Origin of the sequence: Amaricoccus sp. (assembly GCF_047602525.1) — a bacterium.
Lineage (GTDB): Bacteria > Pseudomonadota > Alphaproteobacteria > Rhodobacterales > Rhodobacteraceae > Amaricoccus.
On the sequence record NZ_JASGHB010000001.1, the window covers coordinates 2,483,281 to 2,502,659 of the forward strand.

General features: G+C 71.3%; 15 protein-coding genes. 9 read left to right on the top strand and 6 right to left on the bottom strand.

Annotated features, from left to right (window positions below):
- Window positions 1-50: 50 nt before the first annotated feature.
- Window positions 51-4,574: a glutamate synthase large subunit gene (gltB, locus tag QM699_RS12780; protein ID WP_415011483.1), complete on the bottom strand. Its 4,524-nt coding sequence runs from the start codon at window positions 4,572-4,574 to the stop codon at window positions 51-53.
- Window positions 4,575-4,677: 103 nt separating this feature from the next.
- On the opposite strand from gltB, the gene QM699_RS12785 reads away from it, so the two are divergent.
- On the top strand, window positions 4,678-4,962 hold the full coding sequence (locus QM699_RS12785; RefSeq protein WP_415011484.1) for a BrnT family toxin: 285 nt from the start codon (window positions 4,678-4,680) through the stop codon (window positions 4,960-4,962).
- Window positions 4,963-4,975: 13 nt separating this feature from the next.
- Window positions 4,976-5,251: a BrnA antitoxin family protein gene (locus QM699_RS12790; protein ID WP_415011485.1), complete on the top strand. Its 276-nt coding sequence runs from the start codon at window positions 4,976-4,978 to the stop codon at window positions 5,249-5,251.
- Between the two features lie 129 nt (window positions 5,252-5,380).
- On the opposite strand, the gene QM699_RS12795 is transcribed toward QM699_RS12790, so the two are convergent.
- From QM699_RS12795 to QM699_RS12815, 5 genes are all read right to left on the bottom strand, one after another.
- Window positions 5,381-6,820 carry an NAD(P)-dependent oxidoreductase gene (locus tag QM699_RS12795; RefSeq protein ID WP_415011486.1) on the bottom strand — a complete coding sequence of 480 codons (1,440 nt, stop codon included), beginning with the start codon at window positions 6,818-6,820 and terminating at the stop codon, window positions 5,381-5,383.
- Between the two features lie 173 nt (window positions 6,821-6,993).
- Complete coding sequence (locus QM699_RS12800) at window positions 6,994-7,809, bottom strand: undecaprenyl-diphosphate phosphatase (protein WP_415011487.1); 816 nt, start codon at window positions 7,807-7,809, stop codon at window positions 6,994-6,996.
- A gap of 2 nt (window positions 7,810-7,811) precedes the next feature.
- Window positions 7,812-8,804 (bottom strand): complex I NDUFA9 subunit family protein, encoded by a 993-nt coding sequence (locus tag QM699_RS12805; RefSeq protein WP_415011488.1) that lies wholly within the window; start codon window positions 8,802-8,804, stop codon window positions 7,812-7,814.
- 349 nt (window positions 8,805-9,153) lie between these two features.
- Window positions 9,154-10,002, bottom strand: coding sequence for a glycosyl transferase (locus QM699_RS12810; RefSeq protein ID WP_415011489.1), 849 nt, complete (start codon window positions 10,000-10,002; stop codon window positions 9,154-9,156).
- A gap of 8 nt (window positions 10,003-10,010) precedes the next feature.
- Window positions 10,011-10,247 (bottom strand): DUF1674 domain-containing protein, encoded by a 237-nt coding sequence (locus QM699_RS12815; RefSeq protein ID WP_415011490.1) that lies wholly within the window; start codon window positions 10,245-10,247, stop codon window positions 10,011-10,013.
- 72 nt (window positions 10,248-10,319) lie between these two features.
- On the opposite strand from QM699_RS12815, the gene htpX reads away from it, so the two are divergent.
- From htpX to mutL, 7 genes are all read left to right on the top strand, one after another.
- Window positions 10,320-11,222 (top strand): zinc metalloprotease HtpX, encoded by a 903-nt coding sequence (gene htpX / locus QM699_RS12820; protein ID WP_415011491.1) that lies wholly within the window; start codon window positions 10,320-10,322, stop codon window positions 11,220-11,222.
- A 116-nt stretch (window positions 11,223-11,338) separates the two neighbouring features.
- Window positions 11,339-12,613 (top strand): RsmB/NOP family class I SAM-dependent RNA methyltransferase, encoded by a 1,275-nt coding sequence (locus tag QM699_RS12825; protein ID WP_415011492.1) that lies wholly within the window; start codon window positions 11,339-11,341, stop codon window positions 12,611-12,613.
- 282 nt (window positions 12,614-12,895) lie between these two features.
- Window positions 12,896-14,590 (top strand): heparinase II/III family protein, encoded by a 1,695-nt coding sequence (locus QM699_RS12830; RefSeq protein ID WP_415011493.1) that lies wholly within the window; start codon window positions 12,896-12,898, stop codon window positions 14,588-14,590.
- Between the two features lie 48 nt (window positions 14,591-14,638).
- Window positions 14,639-16,231, top strand: a complete 1,593-nt coding sequence (purH, locus tag QM699_RS12835; protein WP_415011494.1) for a bifunctional phosphoribosylaminoimidazolecarboxamide formyltransferase/IMP cyclohydrolase — start codon at window positions 14,639-14,641, stop codon at window positions 16,229-16,231.
- Between the two features lie 35 nt (window positions 16,232-16,266).
- Window positions 16,267-16,770: a signal peptidase II gene (gene lspA, locus QM699_RS12840; RefSeq protein ID WP_415011495.1), complete on the top strand. Its 504-nt coding sequence runs from the start codon at window positions 16,267-16,269 to the stop codon at window positions 16,768-16,770.
- Between the two features lie 51 nt (window positions 16,771-16,821).
- Window positions 16,822-17,343 (top strand): DUF3035 domain-containing protein, encoded by a 522-nt coding sequence (locus QM699_RS12845; protein ID WP_415011496.1) that lies wholly within the window; start codon window positions 16,822-16,824, stop codon window positions 17,341-17,343.
- Window positions 17,344-17,510: 167 nt separating this feature from the next.
- Complete coding sequence (gene mutL / locus QM699_RS12850; protein WP_415011497.1) at window positions 17,511-19,346, top strand: DNA mismatch repair endonuclease MutL; 1,836 nt, start codon at window positions 17,511-17,513, stop codon at window positions 19,344-19,346.
- Window positions 19,347-19,379 lie beyond the last annotated feature (33 nt).

The following is a 19,379-nucleotide window of genomic DNA, read 5'->3' on the forward strand; positions in this document are numbered from 1 at the left end:
AGCCGCCGTGGCAACGGGCCGGCCCGGAGGCAGGCCCGTCGCCGGTCGCGTCACGCGCTCGCCGCCTCCGGCTCGTCGACCAGCGGATGCGCCAGACGGTTCAGCATCTCCTTCGGCACGATCTGCCGGAACTTCGGCAGCGCCTCGTCCCAGTGCCGCAGGATCTCGGTGCCGAGCGGGCTCGCGGTCTCGGCGACATGGCGCTCGATCAGCCCGCGCAGCTCGCTCTCCCAGGCGTGGGAGCGCACCGGCACGTCGATGACCGTCTCCGGATTCAGCCGCAGCTCGAGGTCGCCATCGGGATCATAGAGGAACGCCACGCCCCCGGTCATGCCGGCGCCGAAGTTGTCGCCGAAGCGCCCGAGGATCACCGCCGTGCCGCCGGTCATGTACTCGCAGCCGTTCGAGCCGCAGCCCTCGACCACCACCGTCGCGCCCGAGTTCCGCACGCAGAACCGCTCGCCCGCCCGGCCGCTGGCAAAGAGCGCCCCCGCGGTCGCGCCATAGAGCACGGTGTTGCCGATGATCGCGTTGTCTTCCGGCTTCAGCGGCGAGCCGAGCGGCGGCCGCACCACGATGGTGGCGCCCGAAAGCCCCTTGCCAACGTAGTCGTTCGCCTCGCCCATCACCTCGATCTTCAGGCCCGATGCCGCGAACGCGCCGAGCGACTGCCCGGCCGGCCCGGCGAGCTTGATGGTCAGGTGGTCGGACTGAAGATTGTTCTTCATGCCGAACCGCTGGACGATATGGCTCGACACCCGCGTACCGATGGAGCGCAGGGTGTTCTGCACCGCATAGCTGAGCTGCATCTTCTCGCCGTCCTTGAAGAACGGTTCGGCGTCGGTGACGATCTGCGCGTCCAGCGTGTCCGGCACCGCGTTGCGCGGCTTCTTCCGGTCATAGCTGACCGCATCGCCCTGATCGACGTTGATGAGCAGCGGGTTGAGGTCGAGGTCGTCGAGATGCTCGGCGCCGCGGCTCACCTGCGTCAGCAGGTCTGCCCGCCCGATCACCTCGTCGATCGACCGCGCTCCGACGCTCGCCAGCACCTCGCGCACTTCCTGCGCATAGAAGCTGATGAGGTTCACCACCTTGTCGGCCGTGCCGGTGAACTTCTTGCGCAGCTCCGGGTTCTGGGTGCAGACCCCGACCGGACAGGTGTTCGACTGGCACTGCCGCACCATGATGCAGCCCATGGCGATCAGCGCCGCGGTCCCGATCCCGAACTCCTGCGCGCCCAGCATCGCCGCGATCACGATGTCCCGCCCGGTGCGCAAGCCGCCGTCGGTCCGCAGGATCACCCGATCCCGCAGGTTGTTCACCGTCAGCACCTGATGCGCCTCGGACAGCCCCATCTCCCAGGGCAGCCCGGCGAACTTGATCGACGTCACCGGCGACGCGCCGGTCCCGCCGTTGTGCCCCGAGATCAGGATCACGTCCGCCTTGGCCTTCGCCACGCCCGCCGCGATCGTGCCCACGCCCGACTGGCTGACCAGCTTCACGCAGACCTTCGCCCGCGGGTTGATCTGCTTCAGGTCGTAGATGAGCTGCGCCAGATCCTCGATCGAGTAGATGTCGTGATGCGGCGGCGGCGAGATCAGCGTCACGCCCTGCGTCGAGTGCCGCAGGCGCGCGATCAGCTCCGTCACCTTGATCCCGGGCAGCTGGCCGCCCTCGCCCGGCTTCGCGCCCTGGGCGATCTTGATCTCCAGCTCCTCGCAGTGGTTGAGGTAGTCGGCCGTCACGCCGAACCGCCCCGACGCCACCTGCTTGATCTTCGCCGACGGGTTGTCGCCGTTCGGCTCCGGCGTGTAGTGCGCCGGATCCTCGCCGCCCTCGCCCGAGTCGCTCTTCGCCCCGATGCGGTTCATCGCGATGTTGAGCGTCTTGTGCGCCTCCGGCCCGAGCGCGCCGAGGCTCATGCCCGGCGTGACGAACCGCTTGCGGATCGCGGTGATCGACTCCACCTGGTCGAGCGGCACGGGCGCGTGCTTCGGCTGGAAGTCGAGCAGGTCGCGCAGGTGGATCGGCGGACGCGCCTGCATCGCCTTGGAATACTGCTTCCAAACGTCGAAGGAGCCGCGATCGCAGGCCGACTGCAGGATGTGCATCGCGCGGGCTTCCCAGGCGTGGCTCTCGCCCGAGCGCCGCGACTTGTAGAACCCGCCGATCGGCAGCACCGCGTCGACGCCGCGCCACGCCTGCGCGTGGATCGCCTCCACCTGCCGCTGCAGGCCGGTGATGCCGATGCCCGAGATCCGGCTGAGCATTCCGGGGAAATACTCGGCCACCATCGCGCGGCTGAGGCCGACGGCCTCGAAGTTCAGGCCGCCGCGATAGCTGGAGATCACGCTGATGCCCATCTTGGACATGATCTTCAGCAACCCCTGGTCGACCGCCATGCGGAAGGCGTTCACCGCCTCGGTCAGCGACCCGGCGAGCAGCCCCCGCGCCACCCGGTCGGCAATCGAATCCTGCGCCAGATAGGCGTTCACCGTCGTCGCGCCCGACCCGATCAGCACCGCGAAATAGTGCGGGTCGATGCACTCGCCCGACCGCACGTTGAGCGAGGTGAAGGTGCGCAGGCCCTTGCGCGTCAGCCACGAATGCACCGCGCTGGTCGCGAGGATCATCGGCATCGGCGCACGGTCGGCGCTCTGCTCCATGTCCGACAGCACGATGTGGTTGGCACCGGCGCGAACCGCCTCCTCCGCCTCGGCGCGGATACGCGCGAGCGCCACCTGCAGGCCGTCGGAATGACCGCACTCGAAGGTCGCGTCGATCTTGACCGCCGACGCGCCGAAGTGGCGCACCATCGCCTCGAAGCGGGCGTTCGACACGAACGGGCTTTCGAGCTGCAGGATCTCGGTCTGGCTGTTGTCCTGGTCGAGCACGTTCTTGAGGTTGCCGAAGCGCGTCTTCAGGCTCATCACCCGATGCTCGCGCAAGGAGTCGATCGGCGGGTTCGTCACCTGGCTGAAGTTCTGCCGGAAGTAGTGGCTGAGCGGCCGGTAGCGCGTGCTGAGCACCGCGGGCGGCGTGTCGTCGCCCATCGAGCCGATCGCCTCCTTGCCGTCCTCCGCCATGGCGTGCAGGACGACCTCCAGCTCCTCCACCGAGTAGCCGGCCGCGATCTGCCGCCGGCGCAGCTCCGCCGGCTCGAACAGCGGCTTTTCCTCGGCGTCCTGCGTCGCCTTCTCCAGGTCGGTGATCGAGCCCACCCAGTCGCCGAACGGCTGGCTTGCCGCCATGAAGTCCTTGATCTCGGCGTCGTGGTAGAGCTTGCCCTCGCCCATGTCGACGGCAAGCAGCTGCCCCGGCCCGAGCGCGCCCTTCTCCACCGCCGTCAGCGGATCGGTCGGGACCATGCCGGCCTCCGACCCCGCGATGACCAGCCCGTCGCCGGTCACGACATAGCGCATCGGCCGCAGCCCGTTGCGGTCGAGCCCGCCGCAGACCCAGCGGCCATCGGTCATGGCAAGCGCCGCCGGCCCGTCCCACGGCTCCATCACCGCGTTGGAATAGGCGTACATGTCCTGCCAGTTCTGCGGCATCTTGGTCGCGAGCTTGGACCAGGCCTCCGGCACCAGCATCGACTTCGCCATCGGCGCGATCCGGCCCGCGCGCACCAGCACCTCGAACACGTTGTCGAGCGCGGCCGAGTCCGAGCTCCCCGGCAGGACGATCGGCTTGATGTCCTCGGCGAGGTCGCCGAAATAATCCGACGACATGCGGATCTCATGGCTCTTCAGCCAGTTCAGGTTGCCCTTCAGCGTGTTGATCTCGCCGTTGTGGGCGAGCATGCGGAACGGCTGCGCCAGCCACCAGCGCGGGAAGGTGTTGGTGGAGTAGCGCTGGTGATAGATCGCGAAGGCGCTGACGAAGCGCGGATCCTGCAGGTCGGGATAGAACACCGACACATGCTCGGCCAGCATCATGCCCTTGTAGATCACCGACCGGCAGCTCATCGAGCAGATGTAGAAGTCGCGGATCCCCGCGCCCGCCTTCTCGATGCGGCGGCGGATGACGTAGAGTTCGCGCTCGAAGGTCTCCTCGTCGACGCCCTTGGAGTTGGAGATGAGGATCTGCTCGATTTCCGGCCGCGTGGCATTGGCCTTCTGCCCGAGGCAGGAGATGTCCACCGGCACATGCCGCCAGCCATAGATGTAGTACCCCATGCGGAGCACTTCGGTCTCGACGATGGTCCGCGCCGTCTCCTGCGCGCCGAAATCGCTCCTCGGCAGGAAGATCTGGCCCACCGCCAGCCGCTCGCCGCGCGGCTGGTGGCCGGTGCGGCGCACCTGGTCCTCGAAGAACGCCGTCGGGATCTGCACGTGGATGCCCGCGCCGTCGCCGGTCTTGCCGTCGGCATCGACCGCGCCCCGGTGCCAGATCGAGCTGAGCGCCTTGATGCCGCTCTCCACCACCTGCCGCCGCGGCTTGCCGTCGATCGCGACCACCAGCCCGACGCCACAGGCGTCCCGCTCCTGTTCGGGATGATAGAGCCCCTCGTCGGCCAGCCGCTTCAGCTCGGCTTCCGTGCGGGCGACCCAAGCCTCATCATAGTTCGTCATGGCGTCACTCCTGGCAGGGGCGGCAAGGCCGCAGGCTTGAAGGAAGAGAGTTTTTATGCATATATTTACTCGGCGCTAACCGGCGCCGGCGCTGATCGGGCGCATGAGCGAAGTCAGCTACGAGTGGGATCCGGCAAAGAGGCTCGAGAACCTTGCAAAGCATGGCGTGGATTTCACGGCCGCCCACGTTTTCGACTGGGATACCGCGGTAGTGTTCGAGGACGGCCGCAAGGACTATGGGGAAGCCCGCTTCCTCGCGTACGGCTACGTATCCACCCGACTGCATGCCGTCGTTTTCACCGACCGGGCGGGCATCTACCGGATAATCAGCTTCAGGAAGGCAAACCGACGTGAACAAGCCGCATATGCCCCAGAACCGCGTCGCTGAAGATGACGACGACGTGGACTTATCGGACCTCGGCCCCGACGACGCACCGGAACTCACACCGGAAATGATGCGGAACGCCCGGACGATCTTCGAGATCCCCGAACTCGCCGACCTAGCGGAGCTTGTCCGCAAGGGCGGCCGGCCCGCGCTGCCCGAAAGGGACCGCAAGCGCCGCGTCACCATCATGCTCGACCCCGACGTGATCGAGCACTTCAAGGCCGAGGGAAAGGGCTGGCAGACCCGCATCAACGCCGCCCTCCGCAAGGCCGCGGGCTTCGATCCAAGCTGACGCCCGGCAAACGCCACAGGGGAAATTCGGGTCAGCCCCACTGACCCGAATTTTTCCCACGCGCCCGGGCCGCTGCAAATCGTATGCATGATCCGTGCATGCCCTGTGCATGCGTTGTGCATGCCACGATCACTCCGCCGCAACGGCCGCCGAACGGGTGTCGAGCCAGGCGAGGATGCTCTCCGCCGCCTCCCGCCCGTCGCGGATCGCCCAGACCACGAGGCTCGCGCCCCGCACGATGTCCCCGGCCGCATAGACCCCCTCGAGGCTGGTCTGCTTGGTCAGGAAGTCGGCCTTGATGGTGCCCCAGCGCGTGACTTCCAGCCCCTCGACGTCCCAGAGCTTCGGCAGCTCCTCCGGCTCGAAGCCCAGCGCCTTGATGACCAGCTCCGCCGGCTCGGTATAGTCCGCATCCGGGATCACCTCCGGCGTCTGCCGACCCGTGGCGTCCGGCGCGCCGAGCCGCATCCGGCTCACCCGCACGCCCGTCACCGCCTCGTCGCCGGTGAAGCCCTTGGGCGCGGTCAGCCAGCCGAACTCGACGCCCTCCTCCTCGGCGTTCGCGACCTCGCGCTGCGAGCCCGGCATGTTCGCCCGGTCGCGGCGGTAGAGGCACGTCACCTTCGCCGCGCCCTGGCGGATCGCGGTGCGCACGCAGTCCATCGCCGTGTCGCCGCCGCCGATCACCACCACGCGCTTGCCCTCGGCGTTCAGCTCGCCCGAGTCGTACGCCGGCACCGCGTCGCCAAAGCTCAGGTGGTTCGAGGCCGTAAGATAGTCGATCGCCTTGACGATCCCGGGCAGCCCGGCACCCGGTCCGCCGAGGTCGCGCGACTTGTAGACGCCGGTCGCGATCAGGATCGCGTCGTGGCGGGACCGCAGTTGCTCGAAGCTGATCGTCTCGCCGATGTTGCAGTTCAGCTCGAACGTCACGCCGCCGTCGGCCAGCTGGCCATTGCGGCGCATCACCACGTCCTTCTCGAGCTTGAAGCCCGGGATGCCGTAGGTGAGCAGGCCGCCGGCCCGGTCGTGCCGGTCGTAGACCGTCACCTGGATGCCCTGCCGCCGCAGCATGTCCGCCGCCGCGAGCCCGCCCGGGCCGCCGCCGATGATGCCGACGCTCTCCGGCCGTTCCGCCGCGGGCTTCGCCGGGATCACCCAGCCCTCTTCCCAGGCGGTATCGGTGATGTACTTCTCCACGGCGCCGATGGTGACGGTGCCATGCCCCGACTGCTCGATGACGCAGTTGCCCTCGCAGAGACGGTCCTGCGGGCAGATCCGGCCGCAGATCTCGGGGAAGGTGTTGGTGCTCTGGCTGATCTCGTACGCCTCGCGCAGCCGCCCCTCGGCGGTCAGCTTCAGCCAGTCGGGGATGTTGTTGTGCAGCGGGCAATGGCTCTGGCAGTAGGGCACGCCGCACTGCGAGCACCGGCTCGCCTGCTCGGCGGCCTTGGCCGCGGCGAACTCGCGATAGATCTCGTTGAAATCCTCGCGCCGCTCCGTCGCCTTGCGCTTCGCCGGCATATCGCGGGAGACGCTGACGAACTTGAGCATTTTCTGTTCGGCCATCCGACCCTCCCACGCCAATCGGGCGGGCTCCAGCCAACGCCCACCATTGCGCCAGCTTCTAAATCATTTGGCAACGATTTAAAAGTCAGTACGACTGACCCAATTTGAACTTATCTCGCCCAAGGCGTGTGCAGCGTGCCGAAGTTTTCGGCAAAATAGGTCGCAATCCCGACCTATACCGTGCCGGACTGCAGCCAGAGGCCGATCAGGGCCGCGACACCGACGATGATTCGCCACCAGCCGAACAGTCCGTAGCCCCGCCGGGACACGAAATCGAGCAACCGGCTGACCACCAGAACCGCCGCGATGAAGGCACAGACGAAGCCGACGGCGATCACCGCGAAGTCGCTGGAATTCAACGCATCTCGGTTCTTGAACAGGTCGAAGGCAAAGGCGCCCGCCATGGTCGGCATCGACAGGAAGAACGAGAACTCTGCCGCTGATCGCTTGTCGGCACCGAGCAGCAGCGCGCCCACGATGGTCGAGCCCGACCGCGACACCCCGGGGATCATCGCAAGGCACTGGAACAGGCCGATCTTGATCGCCATCGGCAGCGAGAACTGCATCGCGTCGGTATAGACCGGCCGCTCCTCGCGCCGATCCACCCAGAGCAGAACGAACCCGCCGAGGATCAGCATGATCGCGATCAGCATCGGCGTCTCGAACAGCACGTTCTTGATGAAGTCGTGCGCCAGCACGCCGATCACCACGGCGGGCAGGAAGGCGAGGAACACCGCGAGGATGAAGCGCCGGGCCTGCGGATCGCGCGGCGCGGCCAGGAACAGCGACAGGAGGCGGTGGAAGTAGACCGTCAGGATCGCGAGGATCGCCCCGAGCTGGATCAGCACCTCGAAAGCCTTCCCGGTCGAGTGGAAGCCGAGGAAGTGCCCTGCGAGCAGGATATGGCCGGTGGAGGAAACAGGGATGAACTCGGTCAGCCCCTCGAGCACGCCGAGGATGGCCGCTACCAGAAACGCGTTTTCGTGCAAGGTCAGGTCCTGGGACGGAGGTTGCGGGCAGACGCCGTGATCTCGTCATACTGGCCGTGCGGACGGTAGACGTAGAGATAGTCCTCGAGCACCGCCTCCATCGCCGTCGGAGCGATGCCGATCTCGGCGAAGCCCGGCAACGTGCCCGAGACGACATTGTCCTTGGCGAGCAGCGTGATCTGGTCGTCCGTGACGAGCGTGTTGGCGACAAGTCCGCCCGTCATGCGTTGCACGCGGTCAAGCAGCCGCGCCGGCACGCGCGCGACGCCCGCGGGGACTGCGAAGGCGAGCCGCCGGCGCTGGGTGATCTCGAGGATCCGCGCCATGACCGCGCGAAAGCTCACCACCTCCGGCCCGCCCAGCTCGTAGGTGCCGGGCGCGACGCCGCCGGCGGCCGCGCGGGCCGTCGCTTCCGCCACGTCGCCGACGAAGACCGGCTGGAACCGCGTCTCCGGCCCGACCACCGGCACGATGGGCGACATGCGCGCCATCGACGCGAACTTGTTGAAAAAGCCGTCGCCCACGCCGAAGATCACCGAGGGGCGCAGGATCACCGCATCCGGGAAGGCGGCCAGCACGGCGGCCTCGCCACGGCCCTTGCCGGCGGCATAGGCGCTCGGGCTGGCCGGGTCGGCGCCGATCGCCGAGAGATGCACCAGGCGCGTCACCCCCGCTTCGGCCGCGAGCCGGGCGATGCGCGCCGGCCCCTCGTCGAGGATGGCGCCGAAGGTCTGCTTTCCCGACTCCGACAGGAGGCCGGTGCAGTTCACCACCGCGGTCGCCCCGATGATCGCCGCCCGGGTCGACGCCTCGTCGCGGATGTTCGCCTGGATCGGCTCGACCTGGCCGACGAAGCCATAGGGGCGCACGAAGCCCGCCTCGTCGGGGCGCCGGACTGCGACGCGCACCCGCCAGCCAGCACGGGCCATGCGTTGCGCGACCTGCCTGCCGACGAACCCGGAACCGCCAAAGATCGTGACGATGGGGACGGACATGGGTGGGGCCTCCGCTGTTCGCTTCTGCAATACGGCGATCCGACGCGGCCGGCAAGCGCCCGCTTCGGTGGGAAAGACGCCACTGCATCTCCCGGGCCGGAAGAAGCGGCTCGACCCGCCGGCCGAAGGTCGCCACCGGCGGGGAAGACGGAACGGATGAGTACCGAATCCGGCCGCGGCAGTCCCTGCGGGAGGCTGGCGCGAATTCGCGCCAGCGGGGGCAGCCACGGCGGGAGGGCGCCTCCCGCAACGTCTGCATCCCTCGTGGCTTTCGACCGATCGAAAGCCCGCTTCGGTCGGTCGCCGGCACTCAACTGCCCCACGGCAGTCCGATCGACAGCGCAGCCCCCTACTCCCGCCACGCCTCCGCCACCCAGGGCGCGGGCCGCAGGTAGTGCCGGAGGTAGCGCAGCGGCGGGTCCGGGCGGTCGCCGAACAGGCCGCGGAGGTGCTCGCCCGGGCTCGCGGCGCGGTAGTTCGGCCCCCAGTGGCCTTCGATCGCATGCGGCGGCAGCAGGCCGCCGGGAAAGATCACCACCTTCGCCTCCGCCGGCAGCTTCGGCGGCAGGAAGAAGTTGAGCGGCAGCGTGCGGGCGCAGTGATAGCGGAAATGCCGCACCCACGGTGCGGGCCAGAGCTTCACGCCGCCCGGCGCCTCGCGGGTGACATAGCGCTGCTCGAACCTGTAGGTATCTGCCACGCCCTGCGGGTCGGCGCGGAAGCGCTCCTGCAACGGCACGAGCTTGCCGACCGGAAAGCGGAAGAGCGAGGTCTGGCCGAGCCGCTCCAGCGGCGTGTTCGGATTGCGGGCGAGGATCACCTCGTCCGGGGCGCCGAAGCTGAAGAAGTCGTCGAGCGAGCCCACGACCACCAGGTCGAGGTCCATGAACAGCACCGGCCCGGTCAGCTTGCCCAGCGTCGGGCTCCAGAGCCGGGCCTTGGGCCAGATGCCCTTGGTGCCCGTCGGCATCGGCACGTCGAGCGGCGGCAGCGGCTCGGCCTCGATCTCGGGGCGCAGGCCGGCGGGATCGTCGGTGAAGCAGGTGAAGCTGAACGGCGGCGTGATGTTGCGGGCCACCATGCCGTAGAGCCGGTTGACGTAGGGCGGCCCGTACTTGGTGCCCCAGCTGATGCAGATCACCTGCTTGACGGGCGAAGTCGCGGGAGAGGTCTCGGGCGGGGCGGAGGCGCGGTCCATGGGCACGGTCAGAAGTCGACCGCCAGGCCCTTCTTCTCCCAGTCGCCGTAGCGCACCGGCTCCGGCCCGTCGCGGCCGCCGATCTCGGCCGGCAGCGCGGGAGCCGGCCGCGCCGCACGGCGCGCCTCGGCCTCGGCGAGCGCGCGTGCCGCCGCGGCCGCCTGCCGCGCCTGTCGCTCGGCCGCCTGCGACGCCGGCTGCCCGTCGGCCTGCAGCACCTCTTTCTCCGCCGGCTGCGCGCACATATATCTTCTCCCGCGATGCTCCCCGGCCGATCATAAGCCGACGGCGCGGCGTCGCAAGGCGGGAGGGGGAGGATGAACTACGTCCGGACGATGATGCTGCTCGCGGCGATGACCGCGCTCTTCATGGGCGTCGGCTACCTGCTCGGCGGCACCGGCGGCATGATGATCGCGCTCCTCTTCGCCATCGGCACCAACGCGTTCGCCTACTGGAACTCGGACAAGATGGTGCTCCGGATGCACAACGCCGAGCCGGTGACGCGGGCGAGCGCACCCGAACTCTACGAGATGGTCGGCCGCCTCGCCGGCCGGGCCGGCCTGCCGATGCCCAAGGTCTACCTGATCCGCGAGGACCAGCCGAACGCCTTCGCGACGGGGCGCAATCCCGACAATGCCGCCGTCGCCGCGACGACCGGCATCCTGCGCCTGCTCGACCGCGACGAGCTGGAGGGCGTCATCGCCCACGAGCTTGCCCACGTGAAGAACCGCGACATCCTGACGATGACCGTCGCCGCCACCGTGGCCGGTGCCATCTCGATGCTCGCCCAGTTCGGCTTCCTGTTCGGCGGCCACCGCGACCGCGACAACCCGCTCGGCCCGCTCGGGGTGCTGCTCGCGGTGATCTTCGCGCCGATGGCGGCGATGCTGATCCAGATGACGATCAGCCGCACCCGGGAATATTCCGCCGACAAGCTCGGCGCCGAGATCAGCGGCAACCCGCTCGGCCTCGCCGCGGCGCTGCGCAAGATCTCCGGCGCCGCCAGCCGCATTCCGATGCCGACGGCGGAGCGCAATCCGACCTCGGCCCCGCTCTTCATCATCAACCCGTTGTCGGGGCAGCGCATGGACAACCTGTTCTCCACCCACCCGAACGTCGAGAACCGCATCGCCGCGCTCGAGGCGCAGGCCCGCGCCATGCCGGTGCGCTCCAACCTGCGGGACAGTCCGATCCCCGTCGTGCGGCGGACCCGGCCCTGAGCCGCGCCCCCGCCCCCCGTCGCGGCGCCCCGGCGCGCGGCGACCGCGCCCGCCCGCAGCCGGTCGCCGTCCCGGGCCTTGCCGCGCGCGAGGCGGCCGCGCGGCTCCTCTCCGGCGTGCTGCGCGAAGGCCGGCCGCTCGGCGAGCAGACCGGCGGCCTCGACGCGCTGCCCCCGCCCGACCGGGCGCGGGCGCAGGCGCTGGCCGCGACGACGCTGCGCCACCTCGGCCGCATCGACGACCTGCTGCAGGAGTTCGTTCCCCGCCGGCCGCCCGCCCCCGCCCTCGACGCGCTGCGCCTCGCCACCGCCGAGCTGCGCATCGACCTGATCCCGCCGCACGCCGCGGTCGACGCCGCCGTCCGCCTCGTCTCCACCGGCAAGGGCCGCACGCTCGCGGGCCTCGTCAACGCCGTCGCGCGCAAGATCGCCACGGCCGCCGACCTCTGGGACGCGACGCCGGAGGCGCCGCTGCCCGACTGGCTCGCCCGGCCGCTCGCCGACGCCTGGGGCCCGGAGGCGGCCGGGCGCATCGCGCGCGCCTGCCGCCAGCCGCCGCCCCTCGACGTCACGCCCCGCGATCCGGGCGACGCCGACGCGCTGGCCGGCGCGCTCGGCGCCACGCGGCTGCCGACCGGCAGCCTGCGCCTCGCCGCGCCCGGGCAGGTGTCGGCGCTGCCGGGCTACGACGCCGGCACGTGGTGGGTGCAGGATGCCGCGGCGGCCCTGCCCGCGCGGCTGCTGCCGCCGGTCGCGGGCCGGCGCGTCCTCGACCTCTGCGCCGCGCCCGGCGGCAAGACGCTGCAGCTCGCCGCGGCCGGTGCCTGCGTCACCGCGCTCGACATCTCCGAGGCACGCCTCGCCCGGCTGCACGCCAATCTCGCGCGCACCGGCCTCGCCGCCGAGACGGTCACGGCCGACGCGCTCGAATGGGCGCCCGAGGCACCGTTCGACGCCATCCTGCTCGACGCCCCCTGCAGCGCCAGCGGCACCCTGCGGCGGCACCCGGACCTCGCCCACCTGCCCCGCGACCTCGGCCCTCTCACCCGGCTGCAGGCGGCGCTGCTCGAACGGGCGTGGCGCTGGCTCGCACCCGGCGGCACCCTGGTCTTCTGCACCTGCTCGCTGTTCCCCGCCGAAGGCGAGGAGCAGATCGCCCGCTTCCTCGCCGCACACCCGGAGGCGCGCGTGCTGCCGGCAGACCCCACGCGCCTCGGCGTGCCGGCCGACTGGATCGACGCCCGCGGCGCGCTCCGCACACGTCCGGATTTCTGGCCCGGGTCGGACGACACCGGGTCGGACGATGGCGGGTCGGACGCTGCCGGGCCGAACGCGCTCGCGGCGGGTGGGCTCGACGGCTTCTATGCCGCCTGCCTCGCCGGCCCGCCGTGAGCGCGCGCAGGGAGCCGCCCCAAATGAGCCCGCCCCCAATGAACCCACCGCGGTGAGCCCGGCGCGTTTACCCATCCGTCACCGTCGCCGGCCTAGGAACCCGGTGGAATGGCACAGAATCCAGCCGTCGGCCCCGACACGCGCAACCTCCCCGGGACCGGCCCGGGGAACGGACGCGTGACAGGACCCCCCGCGAGTGGCTATCTGCAGTCCCAACCCTCAGCCCGCGGTCCGCTCGACATGCCTTCGCCCTCTCTGACCCTCAAGGCCCTGGGTGGGCAAATGGGCCGGCGGCCGCGCGCCTGGCAGAATCGCCTGTGGGCGCGTCAGGCGTGGTCGAACCGCCACCCGGCGCTGGCCGAGACCCTGCCCGAGCCGGTGCTGCTCGGCGACGCCGGCCGTGGCCAGCGCCTGCTTGCGGGCACCTGGGACGCGCTCGCGACGGCGCAGCCGATCGGCGAGGCGACAATCTGGCAGGCACCCGTTGCCGACGGCAACGACGCGACCCTCGACCCGCGCCTCGAGCCGCTGCGCCAGACGTTCCGCTGGCTCGACGACCTGGCCGCCCTCGGCAACCGCAGCGCCCGGCTGCAAGCGCAGGCGTGGCTCGGCGACTGGATCCGCCGCTACGGCCGCGGGTCCGGCCCGGGCTGGCAGCCGGCACTGGCGGGCGAGCGGGCGATGCGCTGGACGGCCCACGCCCGGCTGCTGACCCAGGATCTCGACGCCGGCGCGGCCGCCAGCTTCTGGCGCGCGCTGCACGCGCATCAGCGCTATCTCTCCCGCGCATGGCCACACGCCGCGCCCGGCCTGCCCCAGCTGCAGGCGCTCGGCGGGCTGGTCTGGACCGGCCTCGTCCTGCCGCATCCCGGCCACGCCGGCGCGGTGGCCGAGCTGGCGGCGCTGGCCGAGTCGCTGGTGCAGCCGGACGGCGGCACCGCCGCGCGCGCGCCGGAAGAGCTGGCCGAGGCGCTGATCCTGCTGATCTGGACCGCCCGCCTGCTCGAGGACGCGGGTCAGCGCACCATGGCGCCGCACCTTCAGGCGATCCTGCGCGCCGTGCCGGTGATCCGACCGCTGCGCATGGGCGACGGCGGCACGGCGCGCTTCCACGGCGGCGGCCGCGGCGAGCCCGAACGCCTCGACCAGGCGCTGGCCGAGCTGAAGCTCGCCGCCCAGCCGAAGCCGGCCCTGCCCATGGGCTTCGCGCGGCTGGCGGGCGGGCGCGCCGTGCTCGTAATGGACGCGGCCGCCCCGCCGCCGACCGGCGCCGCCGGCACGCTCGCCTTCGAGCTCGGCGTCGCGCGCCAGCCGTTCGTGGTGAACGCCGGCCCCGGCCACGTCTTCGGCCCGGTCGAGGGGCTGCGCGCCCGCGCCACCGCGGCCCACTCCACCGTCGAGGTCGGCGACCTCTCGTCCGCGCTGATCGCCACCGACGATCTCGCCGCCCGCACGTTCGGGCCGCGGCTCGAGGCGGGCCCGGCGCTCGTCGCGGTGCGGCAGGCGCAGGACGCGTCGGGCCAGTGGCTCGTCGCCACCCACGACGGCTATGCCGGCCGGCTCGGCCTGCTGCACGAGCGGCGGCTGTTCATCGAGGCCAAGGGGGCCGAGCTGCGCGGCGAGGACATCCTGAGCGTGCCGGACGCCGGCGCCCGCGACCGCTACGAGCGGGCGGTGCCGGCACTCGGGGGAACGGCCGGCCGCGCCCGCTTTGCCGTGCGCTTCCACCTGCACCCGGCGATCGAGGTCGATCACGACGACATCCGCCAGCTCGTCATCCTCACCCTCCCCTCCGAGGAGGTCTGGATGTTCCGCGCCGCCGGGGGCGGCATCTCGATCGAACCGTCCGTCTACTACGACGCGATGGCCCAGGCGCCACAACCGGCCGCACAGGTGGTTGTCCGCGCCGAGGTGGTCGGCTATCTCGGCCAGGTCACCTGGTCCTTCACCCGCCTCGCCGAGCCCGCCGCGCGCTGACCCGGGGGGTCTGTGGCGGACTTTCCGAAGCGGAGCCATCGCGAACCCATGCCCACCGAACTGGTCCCCATCCGGCGCGCCCTCCTGTCCGTCTCCGACAAGGCCGGCCTCCTCGACCTCGCCCGCGCGCTCGACGCCCGCGGCGTCGAGATGCTCTCGACCGGCGGCACCGCGCAGGCGCTGCGCGACGCGGGCCTGCCCGTCAGCGACGTGGCCGAGGTCACGGCGTTCCCCGAGATGCTCGACGGCCGGGTCAAGACGCTGCACCCGGTTGTCCACGGGGGCCTGCTCGCCCGGCGCGACCTTCCCGAGCATCGCGCCGCCCTCGACGCCCACGGCATCGGCACGATCGACCTGCTTGTGGTGAACCTCTATCCGTTCGAGGCGACGGTCGCGAAGGGCGCCGACTTCGACACCTGCATCGAGAACATCGACATCGGCGGCCCGGCGATGCTGCGCTCCGCCTCGAAGAACCACGCCTTCGTCACCGTCCTGACCGACGTGGCCGACTATGCGCCGCTCCTCGCCGAGCTGGAGGCGAACGACGGCGCGACCACCGCCGCGTTCCGCCGCGCCTGCGCGCTCACCGCGTTCAGCCGGACGGCCGCCTATGACGCCGCCGTCTCGGCATGGATGGCCAGCGCCACCGGCGACGCGATGCCCCGGCGCCGCGCCTTCGCCGGGACGCTGGCCCAGCCGATGCGCTACGGCGAGAACCCGCACCAGGGGGCCGCGTTCTACCGGGACGGCTCGGCCCGGCCGGGCGTCGCCTCGGCGCGGCAGCTGCAGGGCAAGGAACTCTCCTACAACAACATCAACGACACCGACGCCGCCTTCGAGCTGGTGGCGGAGTTCGCCCCCGGCGACGGCCCGGCCTGCGCGATCATCAAGCACGCGAATCCCTGCGGCGTCGCCCGCGGCGCCTCGCTGGCGGACGCCTACCGCGCCGCCTACGACTGCGACCGCACCTCGGCCTTCGGCGGCATCGTCGCGCTGAACCGGACCCTCGACGCCGAGACCGCCGCCGCCATCGCCGAAATCTTCACCGAGGTGGTGATCGCCCCCGACGTGACCGACGAGGCGGCGGCCGTCTTTGCCGCCAAGAAGAACCTGCGCCTGCTCGTCACCGGCGGCCTGCCCGACCCGACGGCCCCCGGCCTCGCCTGGCGGCAGGTGGCGGGCGGCTTTCTCGTGCAGGCGCGCGACAACGGCCGCCTCGATCCCGCCGCCCTCAAGGTGGTGACGAGGCGGGCGCCGACCGACGTCGAACTCGCCGACCTCGCCTTCGCCTGGACCGTGGCGAAGCACGTCAAGTCCAACGCGATCGTCTACACCCGCGGCGGCGCCACCGTCGGCATCGGCGCCGGCCAGATGAGCCGCGTCGATTCGACCCGCATCGCCGCCCGCAAGGCCGAAGACATGGCCGCGGCCCTTGGCCTGACCACGTCGCCCACCGTCGGCTCGTGCGTCGCCTCGGACGCGTTCTTTCCGTTCCCCGACGGCCTTCTCGCCGCCGCCGCCGCCGGCGCCACGGCGGTGATCCAGCCCGGCGGCTCGATGCGCGACGCCGAGGTGATCGCCGCCGCCGACGAGGCCGGCCTCGCCATGGTGTTCACCGGCATGCGCCACTTCCGTCACTGAGGCTCAGGCAGCAAAGCGACACGGGGTCCCCAGCCATGCCGAACCTCGCCCGAACCCTCCTCGTCGCGCTCGTCGCGTTCCTGATCGACCGGGCGACGAAAATCTGGGTCGTCGTCCACCTCGACCTCGCCAACCGGATGCACATCCCGGTCGCGGACCCGTGGCTGAACTTTGCCATGGCGTGGAACGAGGGCATCAACTTCGGCCTGTTCAACTTCGGCGCCGCCGGCCGCTGGATCCTGACCGCGCTGGCACTCGCCATCTGCGCGGGCCTGCTCGCCTGGGTCCGCCGCGGCGGCTGGCCGCAGGCGGTGGGCGCCGGCCTGATCGTCGGCGGCGCGCTCGGCAACGTCTGGGACCGCGTGCGCTGGGGCGCGGTCGCCGACTTCATCAACATGAGCTGCTGCGGCATCGCCAACCCGTTCGCGTTCAACGTCGCCGACGCGGCGATCTTCGCCGGCGCCGCCCTGCTGCTCCTGTGGAGCCGGCCATCCGGCGACGCCCCGGACGACGACGGTGCCCCGCGCAAGGGGTGGTGACGCCGCTGCCCGAGTAGGCTAGAGGTGCGCAAGACGGCTTCGAGGAGGATCATGCGCTCACGGCGGACACTGGCGGCGGCGACGCTGCTCCTGGCGGTGACGGCAGTGGCCGGCTGCCAAGGCCGCGGCGCGGCCGGCGCGTTGCGCTCGGCCGGCGTCGGCAGCACGCCCGACGAGTTCATGGTCCTGCCGACGAAGCCGCTCGATATGCCGAAGGACCTCGCCGCCCTGCCGCCGCCGACGCCGGGCGCGGTCAACCGCGTCGACTACCAGCCGCTCCAGCAGGCCGTCGCCGGCCTGACCGGCCGCCCGACGCTGGCCACGACGAACGGCACCGTGCTCGTGGCCCGTGCCGGCCCGGTGGACCCGAACGTCCGCACCGAGCTCGCCTCCGAGGACGCCGAGTGGCGCGCCACCCACCACGGCCTGTTCTTCGAGCGGATGTTCACCCGCGACAAGGCGTCGCTGGTCTACAAGCCCATGGTCCTCGACGCCCCGGCCGAGCTGGAGCGCCTGCGGCGGATGGGCATCGAGGTGCCCCCGCCGCCGCCCGCAGTGATGGACCAGAACTGAGTCCCTCCGGGCGGCGCCTTCCGCGCGACAATCTCCCCATCCCGGCCGGTGCAATGGTTCCGGCGGTGAAAGGATTGCGCGAACGCTGACTCCGGTGCGCGGGAAGACGTCCCCCATTAACCATTCTTCAGTGGCGCCGCCGCCGCGCCAATGCTACCACTAGCGTCATGAACGCGCCCACCCCCAACATAGGCCGTCGCTCCATCCGCCAGCTCGACGCAGCGGCGGCCAATCGCATTGCCGCCGGCGAAGTGGTGGAGCGCCCGGCCTCGGCCGTGAAGGAGCTGGTCGAGAACGCCATCGACGCCGGCGCCCGCCGGATCGACGTGTCCTATGCCGACGGCGGCAAGCGGCTCCTCCGCGTCGAGGACGACGGCCACGGCATCCCGGCCGACGAGCTGCCCCTGGCGCTGCAGCGGCACGCCACATCCAAGATCGACGGCAGCGATCTCGTCAACATCCTGACCTTCGGCTTTCGCGGCGAGGCCCTGCCCTCGCTCGGCGCCGTGGGCCGGCTCACCGTCACCTCCCGCGCCTCCGGCGCGCCGGAGGCCGCGAGCCTGACCGTGCGCGGCGGCGACACCCATCCCCTGCGGCCCGCGGCGCTCGCCCGCGGCACCGTCGTGGAGCTGGAGGGACTGTTCACCGCCACCCCCGCCCGCCTCAAGTTCCTCCGCTCCGACCGTGCCGAGGCGCAGGCGATCGGCGAGACGCTGCGCCGCCTCGCCATGGCCGCGCCCGGCGTCGCCTTCTCGCTCACCGACCGCTCCGACCCCGACTCACCCCGCGAGATCCTGCGCCTCGAGGCCGAGACCGGCGACCTGTTCGACGCCCTCGGCAGCCGCCTGCGCGCGATCCTCGGGCCGGACTTCCTCGGCAACGCGCTCAGGATCGACGCCGAGCGCGACGGCGTGGCGCTGACCGGCTATGCCGCGCTGCCCACCTATTCCCGCGGCTCGGCCGTCACCCAGCACATCTTCGTCAACGGCCGCCCGGTACGCGACAAGCTGCTGCTCGGCGCGCTGCGCGCCGCCTATTCCGACCTGCTCTCGCGCGACCGCCACCCGGCCGCCGCGCTCTTCGTCGAGGTCGACCCCGATCAGGTCGACGTCAACGTCCACCCGGCCAAGGCCGAGGTGCGGTTCCGCGATCCCGGCGTGGTGCGCGGCCTCGTCATCGGCGCCCTGCGCCAGACGCTTGCCGGCGCCGGCCACCGCGCCAGCACCACCGTCGGGGGCGCCATGCTCGGCAGCTTCCGCTCCGAGCCGGGCTTGAGCGGGGAGCCCCGCCCGGCCTACGCCGCCGCCCGCGCGGGTCTGCAACCGGCGCCATGGACCCCACGCCCCGCCGACGGCTTCGCCGAGCCGCAGGCCGCGGGCTGGTCCGCCCGCATCGACCCGCCCGCCGCGGAGCCGGAGGCGGCCAACCTGCCGCTCGGCATTGCACGCGCCCACATCCACGAGACCTACATCGTCGCCCAGACCGCCGACGGCATGGTGCTCGTCGACGCCCACGCCGCCCACGAACGCCTGACCTATGAAAAGCTGAAGGCCGCCCGCGCCGGCAGCGGCGTTCCGGGCCAGATGCTGCTGATCCCCGAGATCGTCGAGCTCGACGCCGCCTCCCGCGGCCGCCTGATCGAGGCCGAGACCGAGCTTGCCCGCCTCGGCCTCGGGTTCGAGCCGTTCGGCGGCAACGCCCTCTGCGTCCGCGAGACGCCGGCGATCCTCGGCGAGGTCGACTGCCGCCGCCTGCTCCCCGACCTCGCCGACGCGCTGGCCGAGGACGAGGGCCGCGGGCTGGAGGCGAGGATCGACGCGGTTCTCTCCCGCATGGCCTGCCACGGCTCGATCCGCTCGGGGCGCGCGCTCCGCGCCGAGGAGATGAACGCGCTGCTGCGCGCCATGGAGGCAACGCCCCTGTCCGGCCAGTGCAACCACGGCCGCCCGACCTACGTCGAGCTGAAGCTGCACGACATCGAACGGCTGTTCGGGCGGCGATGATGCAGAGCCGTCTTCTTCTCACCGCCCGAACCA